Source organism: Halanaerobium saccharolyticum subsp. saccharolyticum DSM 6643, assembly GCF_000350165.1.
Classification (GTDB): Bacteria; Bacillota; Halanaerobiia; order Halanaerobiales; family Halanaerobiaceae; genus Halanaerobium; species Halanaerobium saccharolyticum.
Window position 1 is genome coordinate 341,460 of sequence record NZ_CAUI01000021.1, and the last position, 18,592, is coordinate 360,051.

Below are 18,592 nucleotides of genomic sequence, written 5' to 3' on the forward strand. Positions count from 1 at the left end.
GGGCTATGTCTCGGCTTTTTTCTTTGACAACAGTCATTAAATCTGCGATACTATAAACATGAAAAAGATAATATTAAAAAATATTTTACTAAAAAAACATATAAATTATTTAATCTATATTACGGAAGGATGGTAAGTCATGAGCAAAAAATTATATCGTTCCAAAAATGATAGGATGATTGCAGGTGTTTGTGGAGGTTTGGCAGACTATTTCAATGTGGATTCTTCTTTAGTTAGACTGGCAGTTTTATTTATATTTTTATTTCAGGGTATTGGTTTAATTGCCTATATTATTGCCTGGATTGTAATGTCAGAGGAACCAGTTAAAAATGAATATAGAATGCCTGATGATTATTATATAGAAGATCAAGAGAAACAGGAAAGTGAAAATCAACAGCAGAGCTATGGTGCAGATACTGATCAAGAGAGAAGTGAAAACTCTAATCAAGAAAATAGAACTGAAAGTGAAAAAGAATATTATCAGCGGTACCATGATCAAAATAACGATAATAGCAATAATAATCGCCGCAAATTATTTGCTGTGATCATGATTTTAGTTGGGTCTATTTTTTTAATTGATATTTGGGTTCCAGATTTATACTGGGAAAGGTATTGGCCATTAATTTTGATTGCTGCTGGGGCTTTAATGCTTAAAGGTGATACTAATGACAGATAATCGAGATCGCAGTCTAATTGCAATAATTTTAATTTTTACAGGGATAATATTTTTAGGTGATACTTTAGGTAAATATAATTTTAATATTTTTTTCTTTCTAAGAAGTTATTGGCCCTTGTTATTAATTATTTTTGGTTTTCATACTTTGTTACAAAAAACTAAATTTTGGTTTATTGTTCCTGCAATAGTTGCTGTATTATCTATCTATTTAATTTATTTGCTGGTTAATCAACAGCCATTTTATTTTATTCCCCAGATGAGAATGAGGATATTTAATTTTAATAATCTACCATTTAGATAATATACTTAAAAAAAAGAAAACCACCTTAAATATTTAAGGTGGGATTTCTTTTAATTAATTTTAAGTCTTTTTTTAATTATTGGTGCTAATAATAATACCATAAATATTTTTAATATATCTCCTGGTATAAAAGGAATTATAGTCAAGTTAAAGGAAGCAATTATTCCTGTTCCGGTAACAAAAGCAAAATAAAGGCTTCCAATCATATAATTACTTAAAACTGCAGCAACTAAAATAAAGAAATCTTTTTTCTTATTCCCACTGCAGTTAGCTGCAATCCAGGCGGCTAGAGCAAAGCTTATTAGAAATCCACCTGTTGGTCCGGCAATTACACCCAGGCCTCCACGCCCACCGGAAAAAATAGGTAAGCCAAAAGCACCTAGCAAAAGATATGTAATTTGAGCAAGCACACCATATTTTTTACCAAGCAAACGTCCCGAAAGTAGAACAAAGAATGACTGCAGAGTTATAGGTACAGGACCGATTGGTATCATAATAAAAGCACCAACTGCAGTCAGAGCTGCCATTAAAGCTGCTTTAATCATTTTATTAGTTTCCATTTTCAAAACTCCTTTATATATTTATTTATAAATAATTGACCATTAGTCAATTTACATTAAATAATCATATCATAATTTTTATTTTTTTCAAACTTTATCTACTAATTTATTAATAAAACTGGGGGGATTAACATGAGAGAATTATATTTAAAAGCACCTGCAAAAATAAATCTTGCTTTACATATCAAAGGATTAAGAGAAGATGGATTTCATGAACTGCAGATGATTATGCAGAGTATAAGTCTAGCTGATAGGATAAAACTGAAGAAAAAAAGTGGTGGTATTGTAGTAAAAACATCACATGTGGAGCTTCCAACTGATGAAGAAAACCTTGCTTATCAAGCAGCTGAAATATTTTTTGAAGAGCATAAAGAAGTAAAGCAGGGTGTAGAAATTTATATAGAAAAAAATATTCCTATTGCTGCTGGAATGGCAGGGGGAAGTACAGATGCAGCAGCAGTAATGAAAGGTCTTCATCAACTCTTTGAAACAGAAACCGATTATGAAACTATGAGAAAAAGATTAGTAACTATCGGCTCTGATGTTCCTTTTTGTCTTGAAGGAGGAACAGCGTATGCTTCCGGTAAAGGAGAAATATTAGAATCATTACCTTTTATTGGGGAAAAACATTTAGTTATTGTAACACCATCATTTAAGATTTCTACCCCAAAAGTATATAAGTTATATGATCAATTAAATAATAAAAATAGTTCAAATTTTAATGCAGTATTGGATAATTTAAAAAATGAAGAAAAAATAAATTGGAATCTGGATTATAAAAACGATTTAAAAGAAGCTGCCGAAAAAATTTGCTCTGAAATTAGAGAAGTTAAAGATATTTTTAAAAATACCAAGGCTCAATTTACTATGATTTCTGGGAGTGGGCCAACAGTGTTTTCTCTATATAGTAGTCGCAAACAAGCTGAAAAAGTTGCTGCAAAGTGGCCGCGCAAAAATGATTTTGTAACTGTAGTAAAAACAATTGATAAATATTAATAAGATTACTGCAAAATAAAAAGCTGACATGTGATTGACATGGGATATATTTCGTGTTATAATTTCAGCAATAATTATTAAGACTTTGGGAGAAGTGATTAGGATGAAAATAGGAAAAAATATTACAATGAAAGAGGCAAAAGAAAAAACCGGATTAAGTTCCAGACAAATCCGTTATTATGATCAACAAAGCTTGATTTTTCCTGCCCGGAGTAAGGGTAATCAGCGTCTTTTTTCTGAAAATGATATAAAGAGATTACTAAAAATAAAAATTCTTCTAGCTGAGGGTAACAGCATAGAAACAGTAAAGTCAAAGTTGAAAGTGCCTGAATTTGAGGAAGAAACCACAATTGAATTAGATTATGATGATCAAGATGATTACTATTCAGATGTTGAGCTCGATTCTCTTTTTCCTGTTTCAAATCGTTCTGAGTTAATAAAAAAACTTTCCCGGAGTAATAAAAAAGGATTTAAAGAGGAGGAAGAATGAATGAAAAAATTTAGTAGAGAGAAAATTTTACAAATTGCTGAAGAAAAAAATGTGGAATTTATCAGACTTCAGTTTGTTGATATTTTAGGGATTATAAAAAATGTTGCAATTACAATTGAGCAGCTACCAGAGGCACTTGATGGCAAGATAATGTTTGATGGTTCATCTATTGAAGGGTATACTCGTATCCATGAATCCGATATGTATTTAAAACCTGATTATAACACGTTTGCAATTTTCCCATGGGAAACCAGTGGTGGTTGTACAGCTAGAATGATGTGCGATATTTATTTACCAAATGGTGAACCTTTTGTTGGCTGCCCAAGAGGAACATTAAAAAGGGCGATGGCTGAAGCTGAAGAAATGGGATATCAAATGTTTGCTGGACCTGAGCCAGAATTTTTCTTATTTGAAAAAGATAAAGAGGGGAATCCAACAACTAATACTCATGATAAGGGTGGTTATTTTGACCTTTCACCTGTTGATTTAGGTGGTGAAGCTCGTCGTGATACTGTATTAGCTCTTAAAAAGATGGGTTTTGAAGTAGAGGCAGCACATCATGAAGTAGCTCCAGGCCAACATGAAATAGATTTCAAATATACTCCAGTGTTAAGAACAGCAGATAACATTGCAACTTTTAAATTTGTTACTAAAATTATAGCTATGCAGCATAATTTACATGCCACATTCATGCCGAAGCCTATTTATGGAGAAAGTGGTTCTGGAATGCATGTTCATCAGTCATTATATAAAGATGGTCAAAATGCTTTTTATGATCCTGAAGATGAACATGGTTTAAGTGAAATTGCATATTATTATATAGGTGGATTATTAAAGCATGCTAAAGAAACTACAGCAATTTTGAATCCTACAATTAATTCATATAAACGGTTAGTACCTGGTTATGAAGCCCCTGTTTACATCTCATGGTCTACTCAAAACAGAAGTGCTCTAGTACGTGTGCCTTCTGCAAGAGGTAATGGAACTCGTTTAGAATTAAGAAACCCTGATCCAGCAGCTAACCCATATCTTGCAACTGCTGTAATGCTTAGAGCAGGTTTGGATGGAATTAAAAATAAAATTGATCCTGGAGAACAAACAACAGATAATATTTACGAAATGGGTTATCAAGAAAGAAAATCCAGAGGAATTACTAGTCTTCCGGCAACAATGGAAGAAGCTCTTAAATGTTTTCAAAAGAGTGAGTTTATGAGAGATATTTTGGGAGAACATATTTTTAACCATCTTGTTAAAGCAAAAAAAATTGAATGGTCAGTCTATAAAAAGCAAGTACACAGTTGGGAAATTGATCAGTATTTAAGTACATATTAAGGTTTATTGGGAGGATACATATAATGGACGGTAGAGAAAATATTCAAGAACATTTAAAAAAGATTAAATTGAGTAAGCTTGATACCAGATCATTATCTTTTTTGGCTCTCTTTATTGCATTTACTGCTGTGGCAACTTATCTTCATATTCCTGGTCCAAGTAGTTCCTATTTTAATTTGGGTGAGGTAGCAATTTATACTATTGCCTTAACTTTTGGTGCTAAGGCTGGTGGAATTGCAGGTGGAGTTGGTTCAGCATTAATGGATATAATTCTAGGCTACTCAATTTGGGCTCCTTTTACTTTTGTAATTAAAGGTTTAGAAGGTATGTTGGTTGGTAAAATATCCAGTCAAGATAAAGATAAAAAATTTGACAGAAAAATATTTGCAATAATTGTTGGTGGGAATGTTATGATTTTCGGTTATGCATTAGCAAAAGGATTTTTGTTGAGTTGGGCTGTTGTACTACCAGAAATAGGAATTGATTTTGCTCAAATGTTAATTGGTGGAGTTTTAGCAATTCCATTGTCCCATCATCTAGATAACTATTTTAGGAAGTGATATTATTGGAGATTGGTAAGCTAGCAGGCGATAATTTAAAGAAAGTGATATTAGATAAAATTGAACATTTCAGATCAGATGTTATAGTACCAGCAGGTGTAGGAGAAGACAGCGCGGTAGTTGACTTAGGTGATTATTTGTTAGTTGTCTCCTCTGATCCTATAACTGGAGCAGAAAAAAATGCTGGTTTTATTGCAGTTAATGTTTCTTGTAATGATATAGCTGCAGCTGGAGCTGAACCTTTTGGAATTCAAGTAGTGTTATTATTACCTCCAAGTTTAGGTGAGGAACACGCAGAATTGCTGATGGATGAAATAGTAGAGACTGCAAAATCAATGGAGATTGAGGTTTTAGGAGGTCATACAGAAATTACTGATCTGATTCAAAAACCAATGATTACTGTTACAGCACTTGGCAAAGCTAAAAAAGAGGAACTAACCTCTAGTTCTGCAGCTGAGATTGGAGATGATTTATACATCTCTAAAGGTATCGGTATAGAAGGTAGCTATATTTTAGCTAACGATTATCAAGATTATTTAATTGATAAAGGAGTTAGTCAAGAGTCTATAGATAAAGCATCTGGCTATTTAGATCTTTTAAGTGTAATTCCCGAAAGTAGAATAGCAAGGAAAAATGGTGTTAAGGCAATGCATGATGTGACTGAAGGTGGAGTTTATGGGGCAATCGAAGAAATGGCAGCAGCTTCTGGGCTTGGATACGTCATTGAAGCAGATAACTTTAAAATAAAAGCTGAGGTAAAAGATATTTGTAACAAATTAAATATTGATCCTGCAGGTTTGATTTCTTCTGGCTCAATGTTAATGGCTGTAGCTCCAGACATTGATTTAGAATCAGTATTTTCTAAAAATAATATTGAATTGATTAAAGTTGGAAGATTAATTGAAAATGGAAGCTATATTGAGAAAAACGGAGAAAAGGAAGAATTTTCCTTACCAGATGAAGATGAGCTTTGGAAGTTCATCAAAAATGTTACACAAACCACTTGACAATTACAAAATTTGGAATTATACTGGTATTAACAAAAAATTCCAAAGGTGGTGCATTTATGAAAATTACAGATGTCAGAGTTTTCCCAGTCGATATTAATGGAAGTTTGGTCAGGGCTTATGCGACGGTGACTTTTGATGACGCTTTTGTTATTCGTGAAATGCGGGTAATTGAAGGCAAAAATGGAACTTTTCTTTCAATGCCTTCAAGAAGAAAAAGAAATGGGAACTATCAAGATATCTGTTTCCCAATTTCTGCTAAGTTAAGAGATCTAATGGAAAACGAAGTTTTGGAAAAGTTTAATGGTTTACTCGAAAGTGCTTAATTTACAAAATAGATCAAATAATTTTAAGAGATAACACTACTGCAGTAGTGTTATCTCTATATTAAAAGAATTCAAATCTTGACAAAATTTATTTTCTCTGTTATACTTCAAGCGATTAAAGAGTCAAATTGGATTTTTTATGTCTTTTAATAAATTATTAATAATATCAAATTTTATTCCTAATTTTAAGGAGGATATTATAGATGTCAGATCTACTGAGTATTATTCTGGCTGCTGGTAAAGGAACTAGAATGAAGTCAGATAAAATAAAAGTTTTACATCCCGTTGCAGGTAAAGCAATAATAAAGCATGTTTTGAATACTTTAGATGGTTTAAATAGTAAAATTGTTAATGTAATTGGACATCAGAAAGAGGAGGTTCAGACTGAATTAGAAGATTTAGATAATTGGGATTTGAATTATGTAATTCAATCTGAACAGCTGGGTACAGGTCATGCTGTACAGCAAGCAGCAAATTATATCGAAAAACATGATGGTGCTGTTTTAATTCTTTACGGAGATACCCCTCTTTTAAAAAAAGAAAGCATTGCCCAATTTGTGCAAGAGCATAATAAAACTGATTCTGATTTAACAGTAATGACAGCCCTTTTTGATGATCCTGAAGGTTACGGTAGAATTGTGAAGAATAATCAAGGGGATTTAACGGCGATTATAGAAGAAAAAGATGCAGATTCAGAGATTAAGAAAATCAAAGAAATCAATAGCGGAGTGAACTGCATTGATAGTGAGCTATTAAAAGATTTCTTGAATAATATGGATAATAATAATTCTCAAGGAGAATATTACTTAACTGACATTATTGAATTTGCTGTTGAAAAAAATAAAAAAATAAGTACATATCTTGTTGAAGATTCAAATGAAATAATAGGTATAAATACGAGGAAACAGCAAGCAGAAGCTGAAAAAATAATAAGGAATAGAATTATTGAGCGGCATTTAAATAATGGGGTTACTATTATAGATCCAGCTACCACTTTTATAGATGAGGAAGTAGAAATAGAGCAGGATGTTACAATTTATCCTTTCAATTATTTAGAAGGGAAAACTAAAATATCTAAAAATACAGTTGTTAATCCGAATTGCAAATTGGAAAATGCAGTTATAGGAAAAAATGTAGAAATTCTTTCAAATACTATCATACGTGATAGCTCAGTTGGGTCAAATACCAATATTGGGCCATTTGCCTATCTACGGCCTGGTTCAACTGTAGAAAACAGCTGTAAAATTGGAGATTTTGTAGAACTCAAAAAGACTACTGTAAAAACGGGAGCAAAAGTACCTCATCTTTGTTATGCTGGTGATGCTGAAATAGGAGAGCGAACTAATATTGGGGCTGGAACGATTTTTGCTAACTATGATGGAGAAAAAAAATCTAGAACTACAATTGGTAAAGATGTTTTTATAGGAAGTGACTCGATTTTGATTGCGCCTTTAAAAATTGGAGATGGGGCTAAAACAGCTGCTGGCTCGGTTGTAACTAAAGATGTAAAATCTGGTGATACTGTAATGGGAGTTCCCGCACGAATTTATAAATCAAAAAGCAAGGATGCTTAAACCATGAGATTAAATAAGCCAGGGGGTCAAAAAATGTCCAGTTATAGTGAACAGTTAAAAATATTTGCTGGTAACTCACATCCTCAATTAGCACAGGATTTATGTGATTATCTGGGGACAGAGTTAATAAATGCTGATGTAACAAGATTTAAAGATGGGGAGATTGGGGTTAGAACACATGAAACTGTTAGAGGGGCAGATGTTTTTGTGGTACAGCCAACCTCACCTCCTGTTAATGAAAATTTAATGGAGCTTTTGATAATTATTGATGCACTAAGAAGAGCATCAGCCCGTAGAATTACAGCAGTAATTCCTTATTATGGTTATGCCCGTCAGGATCGGAAAGCAAGTCCGAGAGACCCTATAACATCAAAGTTAGTTGCTAACTTGCTTACTGAAGCAGGTGCGCGTCGAGTTTTATCAATTGATTTTCATGCACCACAGATACAAGGGTTTTTTGATATCCCTGTTGATCATTTATATGCTGCACCAATAATGGTTGATTATTTTAAAAATATTGATCAATCTAACTTGATTGCTGTAGCTCCCGATGTTGGTTCTGTAAAAAGAGTACGTTCTTTTGCTGAAAGTCTTGATATTCCAATGGCTATTATTGATAAAAGAAGACCTAAGCCTAATGTTGCAGAGGTTATGAATGTTATTGGAGAAGTAGATGGTAAAAATGTTATATTGTTAGATGATATAATTGATACTGCAGGAACAATTACTGCCGCTGCTAAAGTACTTAAAGAAAAAGGAGCGAAAGATGTTTATGCATGTGGAACTCATGCTTTATTTTCAGGTCCTGCAATAGAACGTCTAAAAAAAGCACCGATTAGCAAAATAATTGTTACTAATACTATTGCTCAAAAAGAACATGATCTTGATAATCTGGAAGTACTTTCTGTTGCGCCTCTTGTAGGAGAAGCCATTGATAGAATTTTCAAAGATTTATCTGTTAGTGTATTATTTTAATTAATTTTTCTAAAACACTTGCCCAAAATGGGCTTTGATGTTATAATAAAATTTGTTATGTCTTATTTATCGCAGACCTGCCAGTATTATGAGTTGATCTGGCTTAAAATTTAATTTATGCAAGGAGAGGATAGTCATGGAGAGACATTCTATTGAAGCTGAACTAAGGACTGAAACTGGAAAGGGTGCAGCCCGCAGAATAAGAAGAAGCGGACTTATCCCTGGTGTTGTTTATGGAAGAGGAAATGAACCAAGGTCTATTAAGGTAGATCCACTGGATATTGAAAAACTTCTCCAATCTAATGCTATCTTTGATCTGACTTTTGTCGGAGAAGATGGAGAAGAATCAACTGTAATTATTAAGGATTATCAGAAAGATGTTATTAAACAGAACTTACTTCACGTCGATTTCCAATTTATTTCTATGGATGAGAAGATTACTGTTTCTGTGCCAATGAGATTAGAAGGAGAAGCAGTTGGTGTTCATGATGGCGGAGTATTACAGCAGCTTTTACGTGAAATTGATATTGATGTACTACCTTCTGAAATTCCAGAAGAGATTACAATTGATATTTCAGAATTAGAAGTTGGTGAATCTTTATCTGTAGCTGATCTTGAGCTTCCTGAAACTATTGATTTGGTAACAGATAGTGATGAAGTTATTGTAACAGTTGTTACACCTACTGAACTTGTCGAAGAAGACGAGGAAGAGGAAGAAGAAGAATTCTTAGAGCCAGAAGTAATAGGCGAAGAGGACGAAGAAGAAGGCGAAGAAACCGAAGGGGAAGACGAACCAGAACCTTGGGAATAATTATAGTAAAGATATTGAGCGCGGCCTGAGCGGCTGCGCTTCAATTTATTAATGGAGGTTTAAATTTTGAAAATAATTGCTGGTCTTGGTAATCCAGGCGAAAAATATGCTTATACCAGACATAATATTGGTTTTATGGTTATTTCAGAGTTGTCAGAACGATTTAAAATTAACAGCAGTTATAAATTTGATGGTCTTATTGGTGATTTTTTCTTCGGTGGGGAAAAGATCATAATTTTTCAGCCAATGAAATATATGAATAAAAGTGGTCAACCAATTTATAAAGTGCTTGACTATTTCAAAATGGAGGCAGAAGACCTGCTGGTTATTCATGATGATTTGGATCTTGAATTAGGAAAGATGAGATTCAAACAAAATGGAGGTAGTGGGGGCCATAATGGAATTAAGTCTATTATAAATAATCTTGGTACAGATAATTTCAAAAGATTAAAGATTGGAATTGATAGACCACCAGAAAATATACCTGTTCCCGATTTTGTTTTAACGACTTTTCGGGAAGAAGAAAAAGAAATTTCAGAAAGAGTTGTTAAAGAAGCTGCTTCTGCAGTTGAATTAATGTTAAAAGAAAATATTATGAAAGCGATGAATAAATATAATGGATAACAGGCCCGTACATTTTGTGTAGGGGCTATTTTGCCATTTCTTAAGAATTAAAGTTTGAATAATTTGATTAAGCTATTTATTTTTAAAAATGGAAATATTTATATTAAGCTTTAAGGAGCAGTATTTAGATGAATTTTAAAGATTTATTATTAGAAAATCAAAAATTTAAAAAAATTGCGAAAAATATCAATGCTTCAGCTCAATCAATTAGTGGTTTAAGTGGTAGTAGGATTTCCTACTTTGCAGTTAACTTTTTAAAGAAAACGGATAAAGATATAATATTCTTTTTGCCTGATAATTATTATTTACAGCAGATGCAGGAAGATTTAATTCGTTTAATTGGCAAAAATGAATTTTTAGTATTTCCAGAAGAAGAAATACTACCTCATGAACAATTAATGCCTGATTTAACTACTATGAGTGAAAGAACTAAGGTGTTAACAGAACTTATCTTTTCAATTGATCAAAAAAAGAAGATAATTTTGACTACACCAGCTGCAGTTTTTAAAAAATTACCGCCTAAAGATATTTATAAAAATAGCAGCATAAATATTGAAAATGGAATGGAAATTGCTATTTCAGAAATTAAACAGAAGCTTTTTGCTCTTGGTTATAAAAGAGAAGAAATGGTAGAAGCTCCAGGCCAATACAGTATTCGCGGAGGAATTATTGATGTTTTTACACTTCTAGATGAACAGCCATTTAGAATTGAGTTGTTTGGAGATGAAGTTGATTCAATACGTAAAATTGATTTAACTGCTCAGCGTTCAAAAATGCAGGTAAATCAGATTACCATTCCTCCTTTTGCAAATTTAGTTATTAATGATCAAGTAGTTAATAGAGCTTATCCTAAATTAGAAGCAGCATATTCTAAAGCTGCTGCAAAACTTGAGATAAATAAACATCAAGAAGAAGCGGCATATTTAAAAGAAAAAGCGAAAAAAATGTTAGAAAATTTAGAGCAGCAGCATCGTTTTCCGGGATTTGAGCAATTTTTACCATTTTATTATGAGGAAACAGCAAATTTTTTCGATTATCTAGAGGAAAGTATAATTTTTGCTGTAAGACCTAATAAGATGGAACAACTGACCCATGATTATTATCAAGAAATTTTAGAAACCCACACTAGACTTCTAGAACAGGGAATAGTTTTTCCGGAATATTTGGATAATTTTATTACAGAATCTGAGTTCATCGAAGAAATCACCAAAAATCGTGTTGTAGATATTAATTCTGAGTTTGAAGATAATAAAGTTATTGAAAATGATATTCATTTTAATACGTCTTCTCTTGAGCCTTTTCATGGCCAGCTAGAACTGTTTAGTGAAAAGTTAATGGAATTATTAAATAAAAAATATCGGATTGCGATTACTTTAAATTCCGCCAGCAAAAAAAGAAGGTTGAAAATGTTTTTAGAAGATAAAAACCTGGTTGTTGGTGATAATTTTGAAGAAAGCAGAATTGTTATATTCCCTGATAGTTTAGCAGAAGGCTTTGTTTTTGATGATATTAAACTAGCTGTATTTAGTGATAAAGAAGTTTTTGGTAATGAACAGAAAAAGAAACGAAAAATCGGTGACTTTGAAGATGGAGTTGAAATTTCTAATGTTAATGATCTAAAAGCCGGAGATTTTGTTGTTCATGAAAATCACGGTATTGGTAAATACTTAGGAGTTAAGACTTTAGAGATTCAAGGTCAACATAAAGATTATCTTGTTTTAAAATATGCAGGTGAAGATAAACTTTATGTACCTACAGAAAAAATTGATCTTGTTCAAAAATATATTGGTTCTGATGCAGGGTCGCCGAAGTTATATAAATTAGGAAGTAGCGATTGGAAAAGAGTTAAGGAAAAGGTACAAAAATCAGTAGAGGAAATGGCTGTTGGATTATTAGAACTATATGCAGAGAGAAAAACTTTAAGTGGATACCAATTTTCAGACGATGATCTTTGGCAGCAGGAATTTGAAGATGCATTTCCTTTTGAAGAAACACCAGATCAAAAAAAGGCCATTGAAGCTGTTAAATCTGATATGGAATCTAAAAAGCCGATGGATCGATTATTGTGTGGGGATGTTGGTTATGGTAAAACTGAAGTTGCTATTCGAGCTGCTTTCAAAGCCGCACTAGATAGCAAGCAAACTGCAGTTTTGGTTCCAACTACTATTTTAGCTCAACAACATTACAATACTTTTTCTGAACGAATTGAAGAATTTCCGGTAAGAGTAGGAATGCTTAGTAGATTTAATACTGCTGCCGAACAGCGGAAAACTTTAAAAAGATTAATTAAAGGTGAAATAGATGTTTTGATTGGAACTCATCGTTTATTATCTAAAGATGTTATTTTTGACGATTTAGGATTGTTAATTATTGATGAGGAACAGCGATTTGGGGTTACTCATAAAGAAAAACTAAAAAATTTAAAAAGAAACGTAGATGTATTAACTTTAACAGCTACCCCAATACCTAGAACTTTGCATATGGCCTTGGTTGGCGTAAGAGATATGAGTCTTATCGAAACTCCACCTGAAAATAGATATCCTATTCGAACTTTTATTAAAGAATATAATAAAGAATTAATTTCTAGTGCTATTAGAAGAGAATTAGCTAGAGAAGGTCAAATCTATTTTGTTCATAATAGAGTAAAAGATATAGAACAAACAGCTGGCAAACTCCAAAAATTAATGCCTGAAGCAAAAATAGCGGTTGCTCATGGGCAAATGAATGAAAATCGTTTAGAAAAAATAATGTATGATTTTTATCATCATGAATTTGATATTTTAGTTTGTACAACAATAATTGAAACAGGACTTGATATACCGAATGTAAATACAATTATAATTAATCATGCAGATAAAATGGGTTTATCACAACTTTATCAATTACGGGGTAGAGTTGGTAGAACAAACAGAATCGCTTATGCTTATTTACTTTACGAAAGAGATAGGATTTTACCTGAGGTAGCAGAAAAAAGATTAGAAGCAATTAAGGAATTTTCTACTCTAGGTTCTGGTTTTAAGATAGCAATGCGTGATCTTGAAATTAGAGGTGCTGGAAATTTATTAGGTCCTGAACAGAGTGGACATATTGCAGCAATTGGTTTTTCTTTATATACTAAGTTATTAGAAGGAACTATTGAAGAACTTAAAGGTAAATCTGATCAAAAGGAATTGAAAGTAGAAATCGATCTTAATCTTGATGCTTATATACCTGATAACTATATTAAATATGAAGCTAGGAAGATTGAAATATACAAAAAAATAAAATCTATTGAAAATGAAGATGATGCTTTAGATACTATAGATGAATTGATTGATAGATTCGGAGAACCCCCTGTAGAAATAATGCGGTTGATTAATGCAGGTAGGTTGAAATCTATAGCTTCTGAATTAAATATTGAGTTGATTAAAGAAAAAGACGCTAAAATAATCTGCCAATTCATTAACTCTAAAGTAGTTGATGGGAAGAAGCTGGTAGAATTTAGCCAGAAGTATAGAAAAAAAATAAAAATTAAGTCTGCAAAAAAACCACAGATCATAATTAAAATTGATGATCCTGAAAATATTGATAAACAATTATTGAAGATGTTAAGAGATTTAAAAAATATTTAAATTAATCAATATTGAGCAGAAACTTAAACAGAAAGAACTAAAAGGGTGGAAAAAATGTCAGAAAACACAAAAAAAGCCAGCTTTATTAAAGGAGCAGCTATTTTAACAGCTGCTGGTTTAGCAGCTAGAGTAATGGGTTTTGGCTATCGAGTTATATTAACCAGAATTATAGGTGCTGAAGGAATGGGTCTTTATCAAATGGCCTATCCAATTTATACTATTTTATTGGTCGTTTCAAGATCGGGTATCCCAGTAGCTTTAGCTAAGTTGATTGCAGATAAAATAGCAGCTGACAAGAAAAAAGAAGCATATAAGATCTTTAAAGTAGCTAGAAAAATGAGTTTTGTTGTTGGTTTAATAATATCGATTATTATGGCTTTATCAGCGAAACCATTAATATCATTACTCTCACTTGACCCAAGATCATATTATGCAGTTCTAGCAATTTCACCTGCAATTTTTGTTGTTTCAATAATGGCTTCTTACAGAGGTTTTTTTCAAGGACTTCAGGATATGGTTCCAACTGCAAAATCTCAGATTTTAGAACAATTTATTCGGATGATTACTATGATCGGTTTAGTAGTGTTTTTAGTTCCTTATGGTTTAGAATTTGCAGCTGCCGGAGCCAGTTTTGGTGCAGTAAGTGGAGCTTTTGGAGGCTTAGTAGTTTTATTAATTATATATTCTAAAAGAAAAGAAAAAATATTTAGCTTTCTAGATGAGGGACATGACTCGATAGAATTAAGTTCCAAAAATGTGATTAAAAGAATAGTATCATTGGGAGTTCCAATTACTCTTGGTGCATTAGTAATGCCTTTAATGAGTTTGGTTGATTTAGTTTTTGTTCCGAATCGCCTGCAGGTAGCAGGTTATATGGTTAGAGAGGCAACTGCATTATACGGAATGTTTGCTGCTGTAGCGATGCCCCTGGTTAACTTTCCAACAATTATAACTGTTTCTTTATCAGCGAGTCTAGTTCCGGCAATTGCTGAAGCATATACTCTTGGCAAAGAAAAATTGATAAATTATCGCACCCAGACAGCTTTAAGATTAACTGTTTTGATTTCATTACCAGCTTCGGCGGGACTCTTTTTGTTGGCCGAGCCGCTGACAGAAATAATTTTTTCTGAGCCTGGGGCAGCTGTTCCACTTCGTTTTGTTTCTTGGGGTGTATTTTTTATTGCTCTGCAGCAGACAAGTACTGGGATTTTAAATGGGATTGGGAAAACTTCAATTCCTGCACGCAATTTATTAATTGGAGCAGTATTTAATGCTTTTATCAATTATAGATTAACAGCTTTACCAGCTTTTGGGATTAGAGGTGCAGCTTTAGGAACAAGTATTGGTTTTGCTGTTGCAGCTTTCTTAAATTTATATTATGTTAAAAAAGAAAGTGGATTTATTATCGATGTCAAGACAATGATTTTAAAACCTTTTGTTTCAGTTATTTTAATGGGGTTTTTTGTTAAAATATTTTATAATTTTTTATTTAGTTTTTTGGGAAGAAATAATGTTTATTTTGCATATCAGATAACTACTTTCACTACTGTGGCTGCCGCTGCTGTATTTTATTTTGTTACATTACTTTTATTTAATGAGATAAAATATAATGACTTGTCTATGATACCTGTTGTTGGAGTTAAACTGGCTGACTTATTAAAAAAAATGGGTTTTTTAAATGATTAATATTATTTTAATAATTATATGATATGCTTTATTTGTTGTAATTGAAATTATTTGAGGAGGAAAGACTTTGGATTCCAAAAAGCGAAAATCAATTCTAAAAGAGTTAGATCAACTAATAAAAGTCATGGCAGTACTTAGAGGTCCTAATGGTTGTCCCTGGGATAAAAAGCAGGATTATTATTCAATAAAGGAGAATATAATAGAAGAGGCTTATGAGGTAGTAGAGGCCTTAGAAAAAAATGATATTCCTGCTTTTAAAGAAGAACTAGGAGATCTTTTGTTACAGGTTGTATTTGAATCTCAAATGGCTTATGAGAAAGATGATTTTGATTTAGGTGATGTTGCCAGAGTATTGAGAAAAAAGTTGATTAGGAGGCACCCCCATGTTTTTGCTGAAGCAGAAGTTGCGGGATCAGATGAAGTATTACGAAATTGGGAAAAAATAAAAGAAGAAGAAAAAGCAAATAAAAATCAAGTTATTTCGCTACTTGATAAATTTAATCAGGGACAGAGTGCTTTGAATCAAGCTTATGATATTCAAAAAATTGCAGCAGAAGTTGGTTTTGACTGGGATAATTTAAAGCCTGTTTTAGATAAGATTGAAGAAGAATTGTCTGAATGCAAAGAAATTATCGCTGCAACTCCTGATAATATTAGTCTTAACAAAGAACGTTTGACAAAGAGTAAAAAAAATAAATTGGAATCTGAAATTGGCGATTTGCTTTTTGCTGTTGTTAATTTCTCTCGTTTTAATAATATAAATCCAGAATTGGCATTATTGAAAACAATATTAAAGTTTAAAAATCGTTTCAAATTTATTGAAGAAAAAATCAGAAGGAATGAAAATGGTTTTGGAGATTATAATCTAGAAGAATTAGATGAATTTTGGAATCAAGCTAAAAATGAAGAGTAGATTTATAGGAGGATTAATAAAATGAAAAAAAAGTTTATTACTATTTCCATAATTAGTATCTTATTTAGTTTAGTAATAGTATCACCAGTTCTAGCCTTCGATGTAGCAACAGATTCGGCTATATTATTAGAAGCAGAAACAGGTCAGGTTTTATTTGAAAAAAATGCTGATAGAGAATTGCCCCCTGCCAGTGTTACTAAGATAATGCCACTTTTGATTGCAATGGAAAAACTAGAAGCAGGTAGTATTTCATTAGATGATAAAGTAACTATTAGTAGATATGCTCAGTCAATGGGAGGTTCTCAGATTTATTTAGCTGCTAATACTCAAGTTGAACTAGAAAAGCTGCTTAAAGCAATAACAATTGCTTCAGGAAATGATGCTAGTGTGGCAATGGCTGAATATATTGCTGGTACATATAGTAATTTTATTGCTATGATGAATGATAAAGCCAAAGAATTAGGGATGGACTCTACTAATTTTTCTAACTCTACCGGACTTCCGGATTCCAATCATTATTCTACAGCAAGAGATATTTCTATTATGGCAAGGGAATTGTCTAAGTATCCAAAGGTTTTAGAGTGGGCATCTATTTGGACTGAAACTATTCAACTTCCTAATCGTAAAGCTATGCTTGTAAATACAAATAGTCTGATTAATAAATATCCAAGTATGGATGGCTTGAAAACTGGTCACACTCAAGAAGCAGGTTTTTGCTTAGCTTCCACTGCTAAAAAAGGTGATACTCGCTTAATATCAGTTGTTTTACAAGGCGAAACTCTTACAGAAAGAGAAGAAGCAACAACGAGACTCTTAGATTATGGATTTAATGCATTTTCTAAACGAAAAATAGCAGCTAAGGGTGATCAAATTCAAAATATACCTATAGTTGAATCAGCAGATCAAGTTGCAGTAGGTGAAATAGCAAACGATTTATATGTGATGGTTCAAAAAGGTCGTGAAAAAGAAATCTCACAAGAAGTTAAAGTTAAAGATTCTTTAACTGCTCCAATTGAAAAAGGTGGAGTATTAGGAGAATTAACTGTATATAATGGTGAGAAAGTAATTTCTAAAGTAGATGTAGTAGCAGCTAAAGATATTGAGCGTGCTAATATTATAACAAGAATGTGGAGAAAAATTTTTAATTAAGTAAATGATTTTTAACTTTTATTTGTTATAATTAGATTAAAACATAACTAAAATAACAAAAGCACTCCACTGTAATTTAAGTGGGGTGTTTTTATTTTGATTGTTAATTTAAAAAGTTCTTGACAGCATATAATTTAAATGTTACTATATTAAATGTTGCAGTAATATTTAATTTCTGATTGCAAATTATCACTAAAAAAATCTCTTTTATTCTTGACAAATGGACAATTTGATGTTAAGATAATGTATGTCGCTGAAAAGTAATTAATAATATTTTTTTGGCCGACAAAAATTATTTTAAAAAGTTCTTGACAAAGCAAAAAGAGCTTGATAAGATAATAGACGTCGCACAAATAATCTCCTAAAATTTGAGATCAAAAATAAGCTCAAATAGAGATTATAAAAGAGCTAAATTTTAAAGCTTAAATATTTCTCTTCTTTATATATAAGAGAAAATAAAGTTTTGAAAATCAAGAAAAATATTCTAAAAAAGTTTTTCTAAAAAGTTCTTGACAAAGTGTGGCAGAGTTGATAAGATATTAAATGTCGCTGATAAAAAACGCGGCAGAAAATATAGAAGAAAACATTATCTCTAAATATGAATAAATATAATATCGGCGCCGCCCTCAATGGGCAAGTCCGAAAATATCAATTTGTTCTATAAAAGAGATTTTGGGCGAAGGGGTCAATCCCTTAGCAAGGCACCATCCATTTTGTTTATGGAAGAAGGTGCGTTGAACCTTGAAAATTAAACAGCAAGCCAACGTTAATATACTTTGAGTGTTAAAACTTAAAAGTAATTATAGTTTAAAGCTTATATTAAATAATATGAGTCAAATTCAAATTCTTTATATGGAGAGTTTGATCCTGGCTCAGGACGAACGCTGGCGGCGTGCTTAACACATGCAAGTCGAACGGTCTACCTCGACTGAAACCTTCGGGTTGACGACGAGATCTAGATAGTGGCGGACGGGTGAGTAACACGTGAATAATCTGTCCTC

At 32.2% G+C, this 18,592-nt stretch carries 17 protein-coding genes and 1 rRNA gene; 17 read left to right on the forward strand and 1 reads right to left on the reverse strand.

The annotated features are described in order from the left end of the window. The first annotated feature begins 139 nt into the window (after positions 1-139). Together HSACCH_RS10050 and HSACCH_RS10055 are read left to right on the forward strand one after the other, a co-directional pair. Positions 140-676: a PspC domain-containing protein gene (locus HSACCH_RS10050; RefSeq protein ID WP_005489624.1), complete on the forward strand. Its 537-nt coding sequence runs from the start codon at positions 140-142 to the stop codon at positions 674-676. Beyond that, positions 666-977 (forward strand): LiaF transmembrane domain-containing protein, encoded by a 312-nt coding sequence (locus HSACCH_RS10055; protein ID WP_005489626.1) that lies wholly within the window; start codon positions 666-668, stop codon positions 975-977. Before HSACCH_RS10050 ends, HSACCH_RS10055 begins: the two co-directional genes overlap by 11 nt. A gap of 50 nt (positions 978-1,027) precedes the next feature. On the opposite strand, the gene HSACCH_RS10060 is transcribed toward HSACCH_RS10055, so the two are convergent. Next, complete coding sequence (locus tag HSACCH_RS10060) at positions 1,028-1,537, reverse strand: biotin transporter BioY (protein ID WP_005489627.1); 510 nt, start codon at positions 1,535-1,537, stop codon at positions 1,028-1,030. Between the two features lie 132 nt (positions 1,538-1,669). Here HSACCH_RS10060 and ispE point away from each other — a divergent pair, with 132 nt between their 5' ends. From ispE to HSACCH_RS10135, 15 genes are all read left to right on the forward strand, one after another. Beyond that, entirely contained in the window at positions 1,670-2,533 is an 864-nt protein-coding gene (gene ispE / locus HSACCH_RS10065) for a 4-(cytidine 5'-diphospho)-2-C-methyl-D-erythritol kinase (RefSeq protein ID WP_005489628.1), read from the forward strand. 103 nt (positions 2,534-2,636) lie between these two features. Continuing rightward, positions 2,637-3,023 carry a MerR family transcriptional regulator gene (locus HSACCH_RS10070; RefSeq protein WP_005489629.1) on the forward strand — a complete coding sequence of 129 codons (387 nt, stop codon included), beginning with the start codon at positions 2,637-2,639 and terminating at the stop codon, positions 3,021-3,023. Then, a complete protein-coding gene (gene glnA / locus HSACCH_RS10075; protein WP_005489631.1) occupies positions 3,024-4,355 on the forward strand; it encodes a type I glutamate--ammonia ligase in 1,332 nt (443 codons plus the stop codon). A 23-nt stretch (positions 4,356-4,378) separates the two neighbouring features. After that, positions 4,379-4,915 (forward strand): ECF transporter S component, encoded by a 537-nt coding sequence (locus HSACCH_RS10080; RefSeq protein ID WP_005489632.1) that lies wholly within the window; start codon positions 4,379-4,381, stop codon positions 4,913-4,915. Then, positions 4,912-5,922 carry an AIR synthase family protein gene (locus HSACCH_RS10085; protein WP_235044014.1) on the forward strand — a complete coding sequence of 337 codons (1,011 nt, stop codon included), beginning with the start codon at positions 4,912-4,914 and terminating at the stop codon, positions 5,920-5,922. The genes HSACCH_RS10080 and HSACCH_RS10085 overlap by 4 nt, the downstream gene beginning before the upstream one ends. Positions 5,923-5,981: 59 nt before the next feature. Then, positions 5,982-6,248 carry a SpoVG family protein gene (locus HSACCH_RS10090; RefSeq protein WP_005489635.1) on the forward strand — a complete coding sequence of 89 codons (267 nt, stop codon included), beginning with the start codon at positions 5,982-5,984 and terminating at the stop codon, positions 6,246-6,248. Between the two features lie 203 nt (positions 6,249-6,451). Then, on the forward strand, positions 6,452-7,822 hold the full coding sequence (gene glmU / locus HSACCH_RS10095) for a bifunctional UDP-N-acetylglucosamine diphosphorylase/glucosamine-1-phosphate N-acetyltransferase GlmU (protein ID WP_005489637.1): 1,371 nt from the start codon (positions 6,452-6,454) through the stop codon (positions 7,820-7,822). 33 nt (positions 7,823-7,855) lie between these two features. Beyond that, positions 7,856-8,797, forward strand: coding sequence for a ribose-phosphate diphosphokinase (locus tag HSACCH_RS10100; RefSeq protein WP_040477425.1), 942 nt, complete (start codon positions 7,856-7,858; stop codon positions 8,795-8,797). 136 nt (positions 8,798-8,933) lie between these two features. Then, positions 8,934-9,608: a 50S ribosomal protein L25/general stress protein Ctc gene (locus HSACCH_RS10105; protein ID WP_005489639.1), complete on the forward strand. Its 675-nt coding sequence runs from the start codon at positions 8,934-8,936 to the stop codon at positions 9,606-9,608. Between the two features lie 66 nt (positions 9,609-9,674). After that, positions 9,675-10,232: an aminoacyl-tRNA hydrolase gene (gene pth / locus HSACCH_RS10110; RefSeq protein ID WP_005489640.1), complete on the forward strand. Its 558-nt coding sequence runs from the start codon at positions 9,675-9,677 to the stop codon at positions 10,230-10,232. A gap of 128 nt (positions 10,233-10,360) precedes the next feature. Next, a complete protein-coding gene (gene mfd, locus HSACCH_RS10115) occupies positions 10,361-13,843 on the forward strand; it encodes a transcription-repair coupling factor (RefSeq protein ID WP_005489641.1) in 3,483 nt (1,160 codons plus the stop codon). 54 nt (positions 13,844-13,897) lie between these two features. Beyond that, a complete protein-coding gene (locus tag HSACCH_RS10120) occupies positions 13,898-15,529 on the forward strand; it encodes a putative polysaccharide biosynthesis protein (RefSeq protein ID WP_005489642.1) in 1,632 nt (543 codons plus the stop codon). A gap of 67 nt (positions 15,530-15,596) precedes the next feature. Continuing rightward, positions 15,597-16,442, forward strand: coding sequence for a nucleoside triphosphate pyrophosphohydrolase (gene mazG, locus HSACCH_RS10125; RefSeq protein WP_005489643.1), 846 nt, complete (start codon positions 15,597-15,599; stop codon positions 16,440-16,442). Positions 16,443-16,463: 21 nt separating this feature from the next. Next, positions 16,464-17,591: a D-alanyl-D-alanine carboxypeptidase family protein gene (locus HSACCH_RS10130; protein WP_005489644.1), complete on the forward strand. Its 1,128-nt coding sequence runs from the start codon at positions 16,464-16,466 to the stop codon at positions 17,589-17,591. A gap of 849 nt (positions 17,592-18,440) precedes the next feature. Further along, positions 18,441-18,592 (forward strand): 16S ribosomal RNA (locus HSACCH_RS10135); the annotation flags it as partial.